The organism is Paenibacillus sp. FSL H8-0332, from assembly GCF_037963835.1.
Classification (GTDB): domain Bacteria; phylum Bacillota; class Bacilli; order Paenibacillales; family Paenibacillaceae; genus Paenibacillus_AQ; species Paenibacillus_AQ rhizoplanae.
On the sequence record NZ_CP150145.1, the window covers coordinates 3,158,969 to 3,175,496 of the forward strand.

Genomic DNA, 16,528 nt, shown 5'->3' on the forward strand with positions numbered 1-16,528 from the left:
GCGAATTTTAGTATAGCAGGAAGGGGCTTAAGGAGAAAGTCTAGGAAGAATATGCCGGATGTGTGGTTTGACCATAAGCCACCAAAAAGAATGTGCCGGGTTTAGGATTTCCCGTTAATTTAACAAACCAAGCTATGTCTAACTTTTAATAATCAGTTTCAAATATTTTATTGTTTTCAATACTTAAGAAAGTGATTTTTAGTTGAGCAGTAGGATTCCATATTCTATTATCCTTGATGATTAGATATTTCTCTCCTCCGTATTGATACTCTCTTGTTTTGCCATCTATAAGTACTACATAGGTCTTAGCATCTCTCAAGACTTGTAAATTATTTATTATCAGTCCTATTGAACCCTTCTCTAGACCACCGATGACAATCCCTTCTTTAATTAATCCAGTTGATTTAACATAATCAGAGGAACTTCGATAAATATAAACATATGGTGAGCTGAAAATATAATATTCGTTGTTATCTGATTTTTGTATCGACACATGTTCGAGGTTCTTACTGTTAATAAATTGATCAATTTCTTTTTGGGTGATAGCTTCTCTATCCTTACATCCTACTAACAGTAATAATAAACAAAAAAAGATTAGGTTTCTCCATTTGAATTTCATGTATCCTCCAACTATTTTATTGAATAAAATGTAATGTATTTACTCTTGAAGTATAGATACACAAGTTGCATTTTACAAGATTTCTATCACTGCTCTGAGCAGTACTTATCATTGTGACAGCGATCAGAGGGAAATGATATGATAGGTTAACTGTACATCGAAGCAGGAAACGAAGCAGATAGAGGGTAAAAGGAGGACAACTATAATGATTACCATCCGTCCCATTGAGCGCAGGGATAATGCGGCCATTGAGGGGATTATCCGGGAGTGCCTGATTGAATTCGGCGGTAACCGCGAAGGCTTGGCCTGGGCAGATGACAGCCTGCATGACTTATATACCTATTATAATAGCGCGGCGAACCGGGCTTACTGGATTATAGAAGTGGATGGGCAGGTGCTCGGCGGCTGCGGGATTGCAGCTTTTGACGAAGCACGACAGATCTGTGAATTGCAGAAAATGTACCTGTCCGCAGCCATCCGCGGCCAAGGCGTTGCAGCAGAGCTGTTGGATACGGCGATTGCATTCGCTAAGCAGCATTACCTTAAGTGTTACCTGGAGACGCTGCTGACGATGCAGGCCGCTGGCCGTTTCTATGTCAAGCACGGGTTCAGCCCGCTGGATGGCCCGCTGGCCGGTTCCGAGCATTATGCCTGCGATGCATGGTATATCCGAGACTTACATAACTGATTACTGCGGAAGTATGGGCACATGGAGAATTCACTTCTATAAACTTAATGGAAAATAAATCCGACAACAAAGGGATATGTATATCATTAATGGGTATATTTTGAATCCTAAATTTGTACATTGGAATCCATTCTGGAGAAGGAAGCAGGGGTCATAGTGTCTTCCACGAAGCTTGTATTTAACGAAGATGAAGTCAGGCGCCTGCAATCGAAGATTGGCCAGGTGAGTCAGGACACCAATCGGTTATATCTTCAATTGAAGGGCCAGTCCAGTAGCTGGGGCGGTATTCCCATGGGTAACCATATCTTCAGGGCCCAGGTTCTGATCAATGAATTAACCGTAGAAGCGGAGAAATTAGAGGATATCATCCGGGTCGCCCTGAGAGGCGTCTCGGAGCTACAGGAAGAGAATAAGCGGCAGGCGGACAAGCTGACAGGCCAATTTAATCTGTTGCTCGCGGCTTTCGGAAGCTTGGGGCTGCAACCAGCCGCCGGACGGGTCTCCATCCCTGAATTTGTGCAGCGAAGTGCGACGAATCTCATCACTTCTATTGCGGCTCTATCGGGAAAAGATGAGCTCAGCAGCGACCCGGTGGTGAAGCAGCTCAGAAATGTTATTCAGACCTCCGGCCTGCTGACCGTAGAGAGTATAGCTGCACAAAGTAAGCTGAACGATATCTTCGCGGCGCGGAATCAGATCGCCAAGGCACAGATGGCCTTCAAGGTGTATCAGGCATTTGGAAATCAGGCACAGATGGAGGCTGTCCACGCGCAGGCGGAAGAGGCCCGGCAGAAGCTGGCTTCTCTAGGCGTAGCCAAGATCTACTATGAATCCGGCAAGGACTTAAGCGCCCATTACAGACAACCAGCGGTTACAGCCTGTGAGTATGATCCGTCGATCACGGGGGACAAAGTTCCGTTACTACATAACGAAGAATATTTACTGCTCCTGAGTCTGGCGATGGAGAAGACCGCCGCCGGAGCGTATGCGCGGGGCCAGCTTGCAGCCAAGCGGCAGGAAATTCAGATCGCAGCGGCTCTTAAGCAGGTTCAAGAGCAGATTGAAGCGCAGCGGCGGTTGAACGGGCCGCCGCTCACCCTGCCGGATGGCACGCCAATTACCGCAGACAACAAGGAAAATGAGACCACGTTGGACTTTTATCAGGCGAAAGTCTATGTGCCAAATGAATATCTTACCCCGATGTACACCAGTTATCTGGGGTGGCTGGATCAGACTTACGGGCTTACGAAATGGGAGAGTCGGGTTCGTCAGGCGGACGCGGTGGTGCTGGCGTTTACCGAAGGATTGGTGAAAGAAGTCGTCATGGGCGTGGCGGATACGGCTACTTTTGTCTTCAAGCTAGTTGTAGACCCGGTCAAGACTACCACAGAAATGAAGAATCAGGCGAAATATCTGATTGACCATCCAGAAGTGCTAGTGGAAGCGGCGAAGATGGCGTATCGTCAGTTTGACGAAGGCACACCTGAAGAGAAAGCTGCGATGCTGGGTTCGGTTGCCTCCATCCTCGTCCCCGGACTACAAATCACCAAAACAGGTAAAGCAGCGAAAGTGCTGGGTGAGGTAGAAGACGTCGTCAGCCAAGCGGCGAAGGATGCCCTGCAAGGGATCAAGCAGAAGCTCCCGAATCTGGGTCCGGTGGTGCAGACGCCGGAAGGGTTTGTTTTCAAGATAGGGGAGATTCAGGGTACTCCAGCCTTGCCGAAGACGCCGGTGCAGCAGCGGTATTTGGATGGGGTGGAGGGGACGGGTAAAGATAAGATACCTAATAAATTAATTGACAGTCTTTATGAGAGAACGCAAAATATCAGAAATGATATTAATAAAGAAATTCAAAAAATAAGAAATTCTGACGAATACAAGAACCTTTCAAATACACAAAGAAAAAAACTTGATAGGAAACTAGATAATCTAACTTTTGGAAATGTCGCTGTAGCAGATGTAAATATTCCGGGTATTAAGAAAGAGTTTCAAGCACATAGTCAAATTCATTCCTCTGATGGCGTGGGAAGTAATGTTAGAGATTTAAGTTATTCCAAAGTAGATAAATCATTGGAAAGCTATGTCGATGATCAATTTCCACGAATTAATGACACGGAGGCAAAGATTCTTGAGGATATTGCTTCTCAAATAAAAGACCCTAATGTTAAAGGTCAAATAGATTTATTTACTGAACTAGATGCATGTCAAAGTTGCTCAAACTTAATTATGGAATTTAGACGTAAGTTCCCGAATATTCAGTTAAATGTTAATTCTAAAAGTATGAGATGAGGAGTGATAGTATGAACATTATGGGCTATGAAAGGATAAAAGATTCAGTAGTATTCGGCTTTGAGGAATATATAGATGAAGAGGGTTTAAATGTAGCACAGGCTTCAGCGAAAATTTTAGAAGAAGAATGGAGAAGAGTAAACGATAGTTCATTTACTAAAACATTATATTTTATTTCTATAGCCATTGAGAGTTTGAAATATAAAGAAATTGCTGATTTTATATATAACAAATTGGATATTTACCTAAAAAACGCTGAATTTGAAGAAAACATAGATAAAAATGACATTGAAAAGCTATTGCAGGACATTCAAATTTGTAAAAAGCTAATTTATAGTAAAGATGAATATAAAATTAGGGAAACAAGCTTTGCTAATAAGTCAAGAGTAGAATACATCTTAGGTTTGAAGGTTGATTAAAGTTAGTGTTGTACAGTGGTTACTATGAACATAATCTTGTGGGGGCTACCCAGTGCCGAATTAACCTTCAGTCAAGCAATAACAGTGGACTCACTTGAAGAATTGAAAGGATGGAAATAAACGCGGGATATTTTATTTCAAATCTTCGGAAATATTTTGATGTCATTTAATCCTGATATGGTGTTTGTGGAAAATGGTACGGATCATTTATTTAGGAAAGAGAATGATAATGTAATCGTAAATATAAACTTGGATCAATACCAGAAAAAGTATCTTTCAAAAAGCTAAACATGGATGTCGATATTTTCTTATATTGAAAAGGCGGGCCAGTTGAAACTCCTCTTTTTACCCCAATTTAATAATTATTTGAGAAGCTTTGGAAAGGTAGACGACTATGGATTATGAATTATTTTTATATTCAACTTATGGTTAACCTTTGACTGTACATGGGATGAAGAAAATGGGGTTGGTGTACGTTTGATCAATGAAGAAGTGGCTAGGGTAGGATACCAAGATGTAGCACTTTAAGTGTTATTGCACTGATATAATGGGCAAGATTCCATTTGGGAAGTGATAAGTATGAATAAGAAAAAACTTTTTCAAATATTAGTAGACCCTAAGGCATCAGATGCGGAAAAAGATGATGCAGTGATTGAGTTGGGAGAAAGCTTTCAAGATGATGAGACGGTAGAGTTTTTAATTAATGTGTCAAACGAAAGCAACTGTGATGAAATGATTGCAGGAAGTTGCGGCGAGTCAATCGGTCAAATTTGGCTTGCGACACAAACCATAAATTATGACATGTTGTCTCAGTTAAAAGGAATTGCCTTACAAGAGGCGCTATCTATAATTAAAGCGTAGCGCCCTGAAGTGGTACAAAACAAATTTGGAATGGTTTCCTCAATAATTATAACTAAAGTACTTTGCCCTAAAGTTCATTTACTTTAGGGCTTTCTTTTTCGGCGGGGGTTACCCATTACCGAATGAACCAACCATTCAAGGTTCCGTTACTACATAACGAAGAATATTTACTGCTCCTGCGTCTGGCCATGGAGAAGACCGCCGCCGGAGCGTATGCGCGGGGCCAGCTTGCGGCGAAGCGGCAGGAAATTCAGGTCGCAGCGGCTCTTAAGCAGGTTCAAGAGCAGATCGAAGCGGAGCAGCGATTGAACGGGCCGCCCCTTACGCTGCCGGATGGCACGCCAATTACCGCAGACAACAAGGAAAATGAGACAACATGGGACTTTTATCAGGCGAAAGTCTATGTGCCAAATGAATATCTTACCCCGATGTACACCAGTTATCTGGGGTGGCTGGAGGAGACTTACGGCTAACGAAATGGGAGAGTCGGGTTCATCAGGCGGACGCGGTGGTGCTGGCGTTTACCGAAGGATTGGTGAAAGAAGTCGTCATGGGCGTGGCGGATACGGCTACTTTTGTCTTCAAGCTAGTTGTAGACCCGGTCAAGACTACCACAGAAATGAAGAATCAGGCAAAATATCTGATTGACCATCCAGAAGTGCTAGTGGAAGCGGCGAAGATGGCGTATCGTCAGTTTGACGAAGGCACACCCGAAGAGAAAGCTGCGATGCTGGGTTCGGTCGCCTCCATCCTTGTCCCCGGACTACAGATCATCAAAGCAGGTAAAGCAGGGAAAGCGCTGGGTGAGGTAGAAGACGTCGTCAGCCAAGCGGCGAAGGATGCCCTGCAAGGGATCAAGCAGAAACTCCCTAATCTGGGTCCGGTGGTGCAGACAGCGGAAGGTTTTGTTTTCAAGATAGGAGAGATCCAGGGTACTCCAGCCTTGCCGAAGACGCCGGTGCAGCAGCGGTATATGGATGGGCTGGAGGGTGGGGTTGAGGGGACGGGTAAAGGTACATTCCCAACCAAATTGATTGATCCAGAAGCTGATAAACATATAATTGATAAAGTGACTGAAGCAAGAAGCGGATTATCTAATAAATATAAAAATAGTGGTAATTTTGCATATGCAGAAGTGAACGTTGCAGGTGTAAATAAAACAGATTTCTTTGCACATAGTGGTGTTCATGACGCATCAAAAGGAATTTCAGGGACAGGGGAGTTTTCATTCAAGCCCAGTGATCCGATATATAAGGCGACCGAAGCGCCTGATAATGCAGGGAACATTTATCTGAGGGATGGAGATACAGAGTATAAAATACTAAATGATGTTGCTAGTAAACTAGGCGATAATAAAGATGCAGCAGGAACAATTAGACTGTTCACTGAAAAGGATACATGTGGTAGTTGCAATAATATCATTCAGCAATTTCAAAAAGACTTTCCCAATATTAAAGTTGAAGTACTGCATAATGGCGATACACCCATCTCACCTTAAACTTCAAATAGTAAAATTAGGAGGTTGTATACATGATTTATAGCTGTAGTGAATATTCAGAATATATAAATGATACTTATAATGAATATATAAACGATGAAAAAGTGAGTAGAAAGGAGGCTATTGCACGAACATTTAATGAGTATGATATGTTAATGAAAAAAAGCGAGACAGATAAATTGGTCATAAGTGTAATAATTGCTGAAATTTTAGCTTCACATTCCAAAGCGTCCAATACATTTAAGAATTATATGGTAGAAACGTTATCAAATATAAATAATAATTTAATTGAACAGGAACATAAACTTACACAGGAGCAACACGATGATTTCTTCTTTCGTAAGAAACAAGTACTTATACAATTAGAAAAAATGCCATCAGACTTTTATCCCAGAGTATGTTGGTACTACGAAGAATTAACAGACGAAGTTAATAAGTTTTTTAGTGAAATCAACTTTAAGGATAGAGATGAAAAAGAGGTCGTTGAAAAAGTGATCAACCGTTTTGAGCGTGATTGCAAAAATACAGTAAGTGAAAAAATTGTAGTGTATACAACATTAGCTGAAAATTTAGTGCGACATGATTTAACGCAACAAATAAAGGGCATCAGTTTTATAGAAGATTTAAAGGGTTTTACAGTAAACAGTATTCAAGGTGAACAACTATCTGATGTTGAGAAAGAAAACTTGGCACAGCGCATACAAGTGGTTTTAAATTCCTTAGCTTGAAGCTTAAGCCTGAATTTTTAATCAGGCACAATATCTCAATTTGGTATTCACAACATTACAATACGAGCTAATGGCCCTTATTGTGGCTATTTTCATTCTGTGATATGGATGGGGCGGTAAATGAAATAGACACTACCCAGTGACGAATAAATCCATCATTCAAGCAATCACGCTAATAACGCTCTTATGTTCAATAGTACAGGTCAATTATGGTCAGATACTGCCATAGTTGATCTTTTTTTATGCTTGTCTAATCTCAATGATCAGTTTCATAGAATCACCTATCTTTTCCGTAGAAATAGCTCTTAAAGTGTTCTCTGCATTAAACCTATAATGAGTGTGTATTGCAGCGAGGGGAGGGTGGGATAGGGATCTCAATAATTGTAATCGCTATCATTGTAAGGCTATGAATAAAACTGTGTGTCGTTCCACATCAGATTAAGGAGGAATAGAATGCGCAACAAGTATGTTACATGGTCGCTTGTAGTTACGCTGCTTATCTCAACGCTATTCATGGCGGCTGGACCGCTTACCCGTTCGTCGGCAGCGGGCGGACCGAATCTTGCACTTAACAAAATCATTACCGCCAGCGGGCAATCCCAGAATTATACGCCGGATAACGTTAAGGACAGTAATCAGAATACGTATTGGGAGAGCGCAAATGATGCTTTTCCTGGGTGGATTCAAGTGGACCTGGGTACGCTCACCAGTATAGACCAGCTTGTATTAAAGCTTCCGGCAAGCTGGGAGACCCGGACGCAGACGCTGGCGGTACAGGGCAGTACGAATGGCACTAGCTTTACAGATGTTGCTGGTGCATCCGGGTACGAATTTAATCCTTCGGTGGCGGGCAATAGTGTCACGATTAACCTCACGGCTGTCAATACACGTTATGTCCGTCTGCTGTTCAGCGCGAATACTGCATGGCCTGCGGGCCAATTGTCCGAGCTTGAAATCTACGGTGCCAGCAGCGCAACGCCTGCGCCTACTGCCAGCCCGGCTCCAGCCGGTACCTATGAAGCGGAAGACGCTACACTCTCCGGGGGCGCAAAAGTGAACACGGACCATGCCGGATACTCCAGCACAGGATTCGTTGACGGCTATCTGACTCAAGGACCGGCAACCACCTTCACGGTGAGCGTGTCCGCAGCAGGTACGCGGAATGTTACGCTGAAGTATGCCAATGCAAGCGGAAGCGACAAGACGATCAGTATCTATGTGAACGGAGTTAAGCAGCGCCAGACCACCTTGCCTAACCTGGCGAACTGGGATACCTGGAGCACGAAGGCTGAAGCCCTGCCGCTCAATTCCGGCAGCAATACCATCGCTTACAAATATGATGCCGGGGATACGGGGAATGTCAATCTGGATCTAATTACGGTAGCGCAAGCCGTGATCGCCACTCCAGCCCCTTCACCTACGGCAGCTCCAACGTCAACCCCGGCTTCTACAGCTACAGTGGCACCAACCTCTACACAGGCGCCAACAGCCACGGCAACCCCAGCACCAACGGCTACGGCAACACCGGTGCCCACTTCAACGGCGCCCCCTGGAGGGAACATCGCCATTGGTAAGGCGATCAGTGCATCCTCCAACACGCAGAATTTCATTGCCGGTAATGCCAACGACAACAACACGGCTACTTACTGGGAGGGTAACGGCAATCCTAGTTCTCTGACGCTTGATCTGGGAGCGAATCATAACATTACTTCCCTTGTGCTGAAGCTGAATCCGGCGACAGAATGGGCAACACGGACCCAGAATATTCAGGTGCTTGGACAGAATCAGAGCAGTACAACCTTCAGCAATCTGGTATCCGCCCAGACGTACACATTCAATCCGGCTTCAGGCAATACGGTAACGATTCCTGTTACAGCTACGGTTAAGCAGCTGCAGCTTAACATTACGTCTAACTCCGGTGCGCCCGCCGGACAGATTGCCGAATTCCAGGTATATGGTGCACCGGCCGCGAACCCGGATCTGAGCATCACAGGTATGAGCTGGACGCCTGCTTCTCCGGTGGAGAGCAGCACGGTCACCCTGAATGCAGTGGTGAAGAACATTGGCAATGCCGCAGCGGCGGCTACAACGGTCAATTTCTATCTGAACAATGAGTTGGCCGGTTCTGCACCAGTAGCGGCATTGGCAGCAGGAGCTTCAGCTACTGTATCCTTGAATGCCGGTATGCTAACTGCCGGAACCTATCCGCTGAGTGCCAAGGTGGATGAGGCTAACCAGATCATTGAGCAGAATGACAACAACAACAGCTACACTAATTCAACGCCGCTTGTTGTGGCTCCTGTATCGAGCTCCGACCTTATCGGGACCACCTCATGGTCACCGGATACACCGGCAGCAGGCAGCAGCGTGACCTTCTCTGTCAATCTTAAGAATCAGGGCAATCTTGCTTCCTCCGGGGGTGCACACGGAATCACTGTTGCACTGAAAAACCAGGCAGGCGCCACAGTGCAGACCTTCACAGGGTCATACAGCGGTGCAATTGCTGCCGGGGCTTCGGTGAATGTCTCTGTTCCGGGCACATGGAGTGCAGTGAACGGAAGTTACACCGTCACTACGACGATTGCCGCAGATGCCAATGAAGTTATAGCCAAGCAGGCCAACAATGTAAAAACCGTTAATCTCGTCGTATACGCTCTGCGCGGAGCAAGCGTACCCTACAGCCGGTATGACACGCAGGATGCGACCCGCGGCGGTTCAGCGGCGCTGAAATCGGCACCGAATTTCGATCAAATGCTAACTGCTTCGGAGGCTTCGGGCCAGAGCTATATTGCTTTGCCGTCCAACGGCTCTTATGCACAATGGACAGTGAGAGCGGGTCAAGGCGGCGCCGGGGTCACCATGAGATTCACGATGCCGGATTCGGCAGACGGCATGGGCCTTACCGGAGCGCTGGATGTGTACGTGAATGGCGCCAAAGCCAAAACCATCCCGTTAACCTCCTATTACTCCTGGCAGTACTTCTCCGGCGACCAGCCTGGTGATGCACCGAGTGCCGGACGCCCATTGTTCCGCTTCGATGAAGTACACTGGAAGATGGATACACCACTTCAGCCTGGGGACACGATCCGTATTCAGAAGAGTAACGGGGACAGCCTCGAGTATGGTGTAGACTTCCTGGAAATTGAGCCAGTACCGGCAGCAATTGCCCGCCCGGCTAACTCCGTATCGGTTACTGATTACGGTGCAGTGGCAGGTGACGGCCAGGATGATCTTGCAGCTTTCAACAGTGCAGTAACAGCAGCAGTCGCAGGCGGCAAATCGCTCTATATCCCTTCCGGAACCTTCAATCTCAGCAGTATGTGGGTGATTGGCTCCGTCAGCAATATGATCAACAACTTTACGGTTACGGGTGCAGGTTATTGGCATACCAACCTGCAATTTACCAATCCCAATGCAGCCGGAGGAGGGATCTCCTTCCGTATCCTGGGCAAGCTGGATTTCAGCAATGTCTATATGAACTCGAATCTGCGGTCCCGCTACAACCAGAACGCGATCTACAAAGGCATGATGGATAACTTCGGCAATAATTCAGTCATTCATAATGTCTGGATCGAGCATTTCGAATGTGGAATGTGGGTGGGTGATTATGCCCGGACCCCGGCGATTTTTGCGAATAATCTGCTTGTGGAGAACAGCCGTATCCGCAACAATCTGGCGGACGGCATCAACTACTCCCAGGGAACCAGCAACTCTACCGTCCGCAATACCAATGTGCGCAATAACGGGGACGATGGTCTGGCCGTGTGGCCGAGCAACACCTTTGGTGCACCGGATGGTGTGAATAACACTTTTTCGTACAATACGATTGAGAATAACTGGCGTGCCGGCGCTATCGGCATCTTCGGTGGCAGTGGTCACAAGGCGGATCACAACTACATCATCGACACGGTGGGCGGCTCCGGTATCCGGCTGAATACGACCTTTCCGGGGGCGCATTTCAACAACAACACGGGGATGATTTTCTCGGATACGACGATTATTAACAGCGGCACCAGCCGTGACTTGTATGACGGGGAGCGCGGCGCGATTGATCTCGAAGCTTCGAGTGATCCGATCAAGAATGTAACCTTCACCAACATCGACATCATCAACACCCAGCGGGATGCGATCCAGTTCGGATACGGCGGCGGCTTCTCGGGTATCGTATTCAACAACATCAACATCAACGGCACAGGTCTCGATGGAGTGACAACGTCCAGGTTCTCCGGCGCCCATAAGGGAGCGGCAATCTACACGTATACCGGTAACGGTTCAGCTACATTCAACAATCTGACTACCAGCAATATTGCGTATCCAAGCCTGTATTATATTCAGAGCGGGTTTGGGCTGTTGATTCAGTAGCCTAGAGATAGACAGGGAGGGGCCTAAGCGGCTCCTCTTTTTTTGGTTTTAGCCAGTTGAGTGCGTGAAACGTGCAAAATCAGGACCACCCGTCCAACGGAAGGTCCTGATTTTTGTTTCTTAGAAGATCCCTGTTGGTGGTCTTCCTTTGAGTGGTCTGTTCTTCCCAACAAGATTAAGGACATGAAGATATGTATTTATTAAAATGAGTGCTTACTAAAACAATCTAACTCCGAGGCTCTATTAATGGCCGCATCGACTGAATATGAGTAGTCACTGTTTATATTTTTTTGATTATTATTTCCCCATTCCAAATAAATAAAAAATTCTAATGTACCATTGTTCCCTGTAACTTGACTATTGGTAATACCAATTATCTCATAGTCTTCGATAAAGTGATTACATAAATCGGTTAATATATCACGGATGGTATCGATACTGTCGAATTCCCCGCTTCTCCGTATATCAGAAGATGCTACTTCAAACAGAGGTTTAATTAAAGCAATTACAGTCCCGCAATCCCCGATGATTTCTCTACATAATGGCAGGGCATATTTTAATGAAAGGTATGACAAGTCTAAAGTGATTACTTCTGGAGAAGGGAATAACGAAAGCAGAACTTTGTCAGCAAGATTGGTTTTTTCCATATTCACTATTTTTTTATCGAATAGTAGTTTCCCTGCTAATTGACCGTACCCTACATCAACAGCATAAACAAGCTTTGCTCCATTTTGTATCAGGCAATCAGTAAACCCGCCAGTAGAAGCTCCGCAATCCATTACCACTTTTCCATTTACATCAATTCCAAAATCACTTAATGCGCCTGCTAATTTTAAGCCTCCTTTATTTACATACTTTCTTTGATAATACCTTTTAATTCTTACTGTTCCATCTACAGGAACTTTGTCGTTAACACTTATTATTAATTCATCGTTAACCAAAACTCGACCTAATATTATCCATTTTTTTGCCTCTTCAAAGCTATCAAACCAATTTTCCGAAATTAGTTTATCAATGACAGTACAACTTTTTTTATTTTTCTTCATTTGCGAAAACTCCAATTTTAGATAGAATAAGTGCCCTAGTAAAAGTAATTGCGCATAATTATCATTTAAATGTTCAAATGAATAAAATAATTTATTCATTTGTAATGATTAAATTAATAATTTATGATTTTCTTTTAATATTGTAATTAATACCATAGGAAAAAACATGAGTCAATAGATAAAAATGTAACAATATAAATCCGATATTTGTTTAATTTTTGTATTTAATTTTAAATAATTTCAATATTATTACAAATTAGTCGCTTTACAGATGGAAAATGCTGTGATAAGATGCAAATTAATTAGAAAGGAAGTGGTTTTATGTAATTGTAAAATGTAAACTTAAATGTTCATTTGTTTATTTGTTGGAGCGCAATTGAAGAAAACAATTTATTAAGTGAAAACACTAATTCCAAAAAACAAGGTGTGATGAAGCTGCAATTACTACAATATTGCCTGGACCCGATAAAAATCATGATAAAGTTTTGTAAAGCTCATGCCATACTCAAAATAATTTTGTTAATAGTGTCAGCCATTTTGGCACCGTTAAGCTTGTTGCTAACAGAAGATCTAATCGACAGTGTATCTGAATTATACAAAGGCAATGCGGGTTACACCCACGTGGGTCTGAACCTGGTGCTGCTGCTTATCACTATTTTGACAATCTCCCTTTGTACGTCGATGGAGGGTTACCTCAATATAAATTTTGATAGATTATTATTGAAAAACTGGACACCGGTCGTATTGAACAAGTATAAGCAGCTCAAATACAGTTGTTTCGAAGATCAAGAAACGCAGGATACTATATTTCAAATGAGTGACAATCCTAGCGAAAGTATCAAAAACAGTTTTCTTAATATCACGCAGATAGGCAGTTCTCTGCTTTCACTGGTACTACTAAATCTGGTATTTGCAAAGGTTTCTGTCTGGTTGTCAGTACTTTGTTTTTTATTCACGGTCCCCATGCTTTTTCTAAACTATAGAGCTATGACTATCCTCGACAGTCTTTTCTACAAACAATCTGCCGAAGATCGGAAGTTGGGATATTTGTTAGGGTTGTTGACTACTAAATCCTCCCTTTCTGAACTCAAATTATTTGGTGCGGTAGAATATATCGTTAATCAATGGGGAGGGATCAGAAGTAAAGTTTATAAAGAGAGGGTGGGCGCCAATGTAAAATCTCAAAAACTTATCTTTATCAATACTTTATGTGTTATGGCTTGGACAGTGCTAATTATTATTACGTTAGTAAATTATATGTACAACGGACTCATTACTTTAGGACTTTTTGTGGCTTTAATCGGCTCTCTCAATTCGATTATCAGTATATCGGAGCAGGTCTCCTGGGAATATTCCGAATACTCCCGAAATGTATTGAAGACAAAGTACTATAAGCATTTTATGTCTTTGCCTGAAAGTGAAGAGAGCGCTGATCTCAAAAAAGAGAGGTGTTTCAATAGTCCTGAAATTTGTTTCAATGATGTCTACTTTTCATATCCCCAGTCTCAAAAACCGATTCTGCAAGGTGTGTCCCTGACGATAAGACATAATGAGAGAATTGCAATTGTCGGTAAAAATGGTGCTGGAAAGTCTACGCTTATTAAGCTGTTGTGCGGGCTTTATCAACCTGATAGGGGTGAGATCACTATTAATGGTATAGCGCTTTCAAACTTGAGTCAGCATGAGATTTCTGCTCTTTTCAGCGTCGTCTTCCAGGATTTTATGAAATACAGTTTAACTGTACGGGAGAATATAGCCTTAGGGAATATTACAAAAATCCATAACGATGCAGCTATAGATAAGGCCTTGGGACAGGCTGAACCAATGGGATTCCTTAAGCTTACCGGGAAAGGACTGAATACGCCTTTAGGGAAGCTGGAGGATGACGGCATAGACCTGTCTGGAGGCGAGTGGCAGCGGATTACTATAGCCAGAGCACTTTTCGCCGATTCTTCATTTATCATTCTAGACGAGCCAACAGCTTCTTTGGACCCGGTTGCAGAAAGTGAACTTTATCAATCTCTTTCTTTGGTTATACAAGAAAAAGGTTCGATTATGATCTCACATCGTTTGGCAAGTGCCAAATTGGCAGACAAAATCTTTGTTATAGATGATGGGCGGATCTGTGAAGAGGGCAATCATGATGAGTTAATCGCCAAACAGGGAATATATGCTGAAATGTTCAAAGCTCAGGCGAAATGGTATGACATCATATGTTAAAGCAGCTGGCTAAAATATTTAGAATAGCAATGGACTCTTCGCCCGGATCGCTTTTGATTATTGTAGTTAGTTCGGCTGCCGGTTTCTTATATCCCGCAGTCTCAACCAGAATTTTGTCATCAATCTTTCATGAATTTAGCAACACGGCTTTGTTAAATCTGCATAAAATCTATTTTTTCATGGTGCTATTTATAGCGATTTATATCCTGAAAACCATCCTTCAGAGTATCGCCGGGTTATTTGTGTCTATTGGGATTTACGAGAAACTGGGATATCAGCTTAATATTTATATAGGTGAAAAGTGTACGAAGCTTCCTTTTATCAGCATGGAAACACCTGAAATATTAAATAAGTTAAATAGAGCAAAAGATTGTGTAACGAGAGCGGTAATTCCGCAATTACTTATGATTACAATCAGCGTGTTCTCCAGTTTCATCTCGGTGCTTCTTGTAATCACTCTATTGGCATCCTATAGCTTATGGTTTATTCCAATCTCCTTGCTTAGCGTGCTTCCTTATTTAATAGCCAGAATTATCCGGGGGAAAGAATTTTACTATTTGAAATGGTTTCAGGCCCCCAAGCGGAGATCCCTGGATTATTTCTGGAGTCTGTTCAATAATAAGCAGGCTGTAAAAGAGATGCGTGTTAACGGCAGCGGTGATTACTTGGCCGAGAAGTGGACCTATTATCGTGATGCTGTGTTGAGTCAAGAGTGGGATTTCAGAAGGAAAGATAGTCTGACTTTACTAGTGTGCGATTTTCTCAGGACACTTGGATACTTGACCAGCATATTTTTTGCCTACAGACTTGTTATCCATCATGAGATAACGCTCGGACTGTTTGGTGCGTGTATTGCTGCTTTTGCAATAGTGCAAGACCAGACAAGATCTTTCCTGGTGGAATTTGGCCGTTTTAAAGAACACTTGTTGTTCTCGAAAGACTATCTTGATTTCTTGGAATTGGAGGAAGAGGTTGAGGGCAGAGCGCAAATAAAAGGAGCTTTTAATCAAATTACTATGGACAATGTTTCTTTTCGATACCCGAATAAGACGGATTATGCTCTGAAAAATGTGAGCTTACAACTACATAAAGGAGAAAAGTTGGCAATAGTCGGAAAAAACGGGAGCGGGAAAACCACCCTGGCAAAATTAATCATGGGGATGTATTCATCCAGTAGCGGCAGCGTTTATTACAATGGCACGGATCTTAAGGATATCAATAAAACAAGTTATTATTCCCTCATTTCCTCTATATGGCAGGATTTTGTTACCTACAAACTTACCATCAGAGAGAATATTGCGATTAGTAAGACTCAAAAAATGGATAGCGATGAGGCTATTTTAAATGTTGTGAAAATGATGGGGATGGGGAAGCTTGTCAAAGAAAAAGGATTGGATACCCCTATCGGAAACGAATTCGGCGGGATTGAATTATCGGGTGGAGACAACCAGCGGCTTGGACTGGCCAGAACGATGTTCCGGGATAGTTCAATGGTTGTTCTGGACGAACCAACTTCTGCTATGGACCCGACCTTCGAATCGGAAGTGCTGGAGAAATTCCTGGAAATTTCAGAGAATAAAACATCCTTGGTTATTTCTCATAGACTGGGGCTATGCAGAGTGGTGGACAGGGTTATCGTCATGAATAATGGTGAAATTGTGGGAATCGGGACTCATAAAGAACTGCTTGAGAACAATGCTGAATACATAAAACTCTATACAGCTCAAGAACAGTGGTATCACTAGTCCACCCGATAGTTTTGAAAACTGATTTTAAATTAAATGAAGCGGGAGTGGAA

General features: G+C 43.3%; 12 protein-coding genes and 1 pseudogene. 11 read left to right on the forward strand and 2 right to left on the reverse strand.

Features of this window, described 5'->3' with window-relative positions:
• Positions 1–145: 145 nt before the first annotated feature.
• Positions 146–619, reverse strand: a complete 474-nt coding sequence (locus NST43_RS13715) for a hypothetical protein (protein ID WP_339224909.1) — start codon at positions 617–619, stop codon at positions 146–148.
• Positions 620–824: 205 nt separating this feature from the next.
• On the opposite strand from NST43_RS13715, the gene NST43_RS13720 reads away from it, so the two are divergent.
• The 9 genes and pseudogenes from NST43_RS13720 to NST43_RS13760 all read left to right on the forward strand — a co-directional run bounded on the left by NST43_RS13720 (position 825) and on the right by NST43_RS13760 (position 11,464).
• Complete coding sequence (locus NST43_RS13720) at positions 825–1,307, forward strand: GNAT family N-acetyltransferase (protein ID WP_339224910.1); 483 nt, start codon at positions 825–827, stop codon at positions 1,305–1,307.
• Positions 1,308–1,463: 156 nt separating this feature from the next.
• A complete protein-coding gene (locus NST43_RS13725; RefSeq protein WP_339224911.1) occupies positions 1,464–3,596 on the forward strand; it encodes a deaminase domain-containing protein in 2,133 nt (710 codons plus the stop codon).
• A gap of 11 nt (positions 3,597–3,607) precedes the next feature.
• Positions 3,608–4,015, forward strand: a complete 408-nt coding sequence (locus NST43_RS13730) for a hypothetical protein (RefSeq protein ID WP_339224912.1) — start codon at positions 3,608–3,610, stop codon at positions 4,013–4,015.
• A 420-nt stretch (positions 4,016–4,435) separates the two neighbouring features.
• Positions 4,436–4,543: pseudogene (locus NST43_RS13735) on the forward strand (DUF2004 domain-containing protein); the annotation flags it as partial.
• A gap of 51 nt (positions 4,544–4,594) precedes the next feature.
• Positions 4,595–4,876 carry a hypothetical protein gene (locus NST43_RS13740; protein ID WP_339224913.1) on the forward strand — a complete coding sequence of 94 codons (282 nt, stop codon included), beginning with the start codon at positions 4,595–4,597 and terminating at the stop codon, positions 4,874–4,876.
• Positions 4,877–4,998: 122 nt separating this feature from the next.
• Entirely contained in the window at positions 4,999–5,349 is a 351-nt protein-coding gene (locus NST43_RS13745; protein WP_339224915.1) for a hypothetical protein, read from the forward strand.
• A gap of 35 nt (positions 5,350–5,384) precedes the next feature.
• Positions 5,385–6,374 (forward strand): deaminase domain-containing protein, encoded by a 990-nt coding sequence (locus NST43_RS13750; protein WP_339224916.1) that lies wholly within the window; start codon positions 5,385–5,387, stop codon positions 6,372–6,374.
• A gap of 32 nt (positions 6,375–6,406) precedes the next feature.
• On the forward strand, positions 6,407–7,102 hold the full coding sequence (locus NST43_RS13755) for an Imm3 family immunity protein (protein WP_209990356.1): 696 nt from the start codon (positions 6,407–6,409) through the stop codon (positions 7,100–7,102).
• A gap of 453 nt (positions 7,103–7,555) precedes the next feature.
• Positions 7,556–11,464 carry a CARDB domain-containing protein gene (locus tag NST43_RS13760; RefSeq protein WP_339224917.1) on the forward strand — a complete coding sequence of 1,303 codons (3,909 nt, stop codon included), beginning with the start codon at positions 7,556–7,558 and terminating at the stop codon, positions 11,462–11,464.
• A gap of 200 nt (positions 11,465–11,664) precedes the next feature.
• Here the strand turns inward: NST43_RS13760 and NST43_RS13765 are convergent, their stop codons facing one another.
• The gene (locus tag NST43_RS13765; protein ID WP_339224918.1) at positions 11,665–12,510 is read right to left on the reverse strand and encodes an SAM-dependent methyltransferase; all 846 of its coding nucleotides are present in this window, start codon (positions 12,508–12,510) and stop codon (positions 11,665–11,667) included.
• 429 nt (positions 12,511–12,939) lie between these two features.
• Between NST43_RS13765 and NST43_RS13770 the strand changes: the two genes are divergently transcribed.
• The gene (locus tag NST43_RS13770; protein ID WP_339224919.1) at positions 12,940–14,730 is read left to right on the forward strand and encodes an ABC transporter ATP-binding protein; all 1,791 of its coding nucleotides are present in this window, start codon (positions 12,940–12,942) and stop codon (positions 14,728–14,730) included.
• Positions 14,724–16,475 carry an ABC transporter ATP-binding protein gene (locus NST43_RS13775; RefSeq protein ID WP_209870508.1) on the forward strand — a complete coding sequence of 584 codons (1,752 nt, stop codon included), beginning with the start codon at positions 14,724–14,726 and terminating at the stop codon, positions 16,473–16,475. Before NST43_RS13770 ends, NST43_RS13775 begins: the two co-directional genes overlap by 7 nt.
• The last annotated feature ends 53 nt before the right edge of the window (positions 16,476–16,528 follow it).

Bases quoted from the DNA above. Each gene is read 5' to 3' on its own strand.
- NST43_RS13720 (WP_339224910.1), top strand. From the start codon at position 825: ATGATTACCATCCGTCCCATTGAGCGCAGGGATAATGCGGCCATTGAG.
- NST43_RS13730 (WP_339224912.1), top strand. From the start codon at position 3,608: ATGAACATTATGGGCTATGAAAGGATAAAAGATTCAGTAGTATTCGGC.
- NST43_RS13715 (WP_339224909.1), bottom strand. From the start codon at position 619: ATGAAATTCAAATGGAGAAACCTAATCTTTTTTTGTTTATTATTACTG.
- NST43_RS13775 (WP_209870508.1), top strand. From the start codon at position 14,724: ATGTTAAAGCAGCTGGCTAAAATATTTAGAATAGCAATGGACTCTTCG.
- NST43_RS13740 (WP_339224913.1), top strand. From the start codon at position 4,595: ATGAATAAGAAAAAACTTTTTCAAATATTAGTAGACCCTAAGGCATCA.
- NST43_RS13770 (WP_339224919.1), top strand. From the start codon at position 12,940: ATGAAGCTGCAATTACTACAATATTGCCTGGACCCGATAAAAATCATG.
- NST43_RS13755 (WP_209990356.1), top strand. From the start codon at position 6,407: ATGATTTATAGCTGTAGTGAATATTCAGAATATATAAATGATACTTAT.
- NST43_RS13745 (WP_339224915.1), top strand. From the start codon at position 4,999: ATGAACCAACCATTCAAGGTTCCGTTACTACATAACGAAGAATATTTA.
- NST43_RS13760 (WP_339224917.1), top strand. From the start codon at position 7,556: ATGCGCAACAAGTATGTTACATGGTCGCTTGTAGTTACGCTGCTTATC.
- NST43_RS13765 (WP_339224918.1), bottom strand. From the start codon at position 12,510: ATGAAGAAAAATAAAAAAAGTTGTACTGTCATTGATAAACTAATTTCG.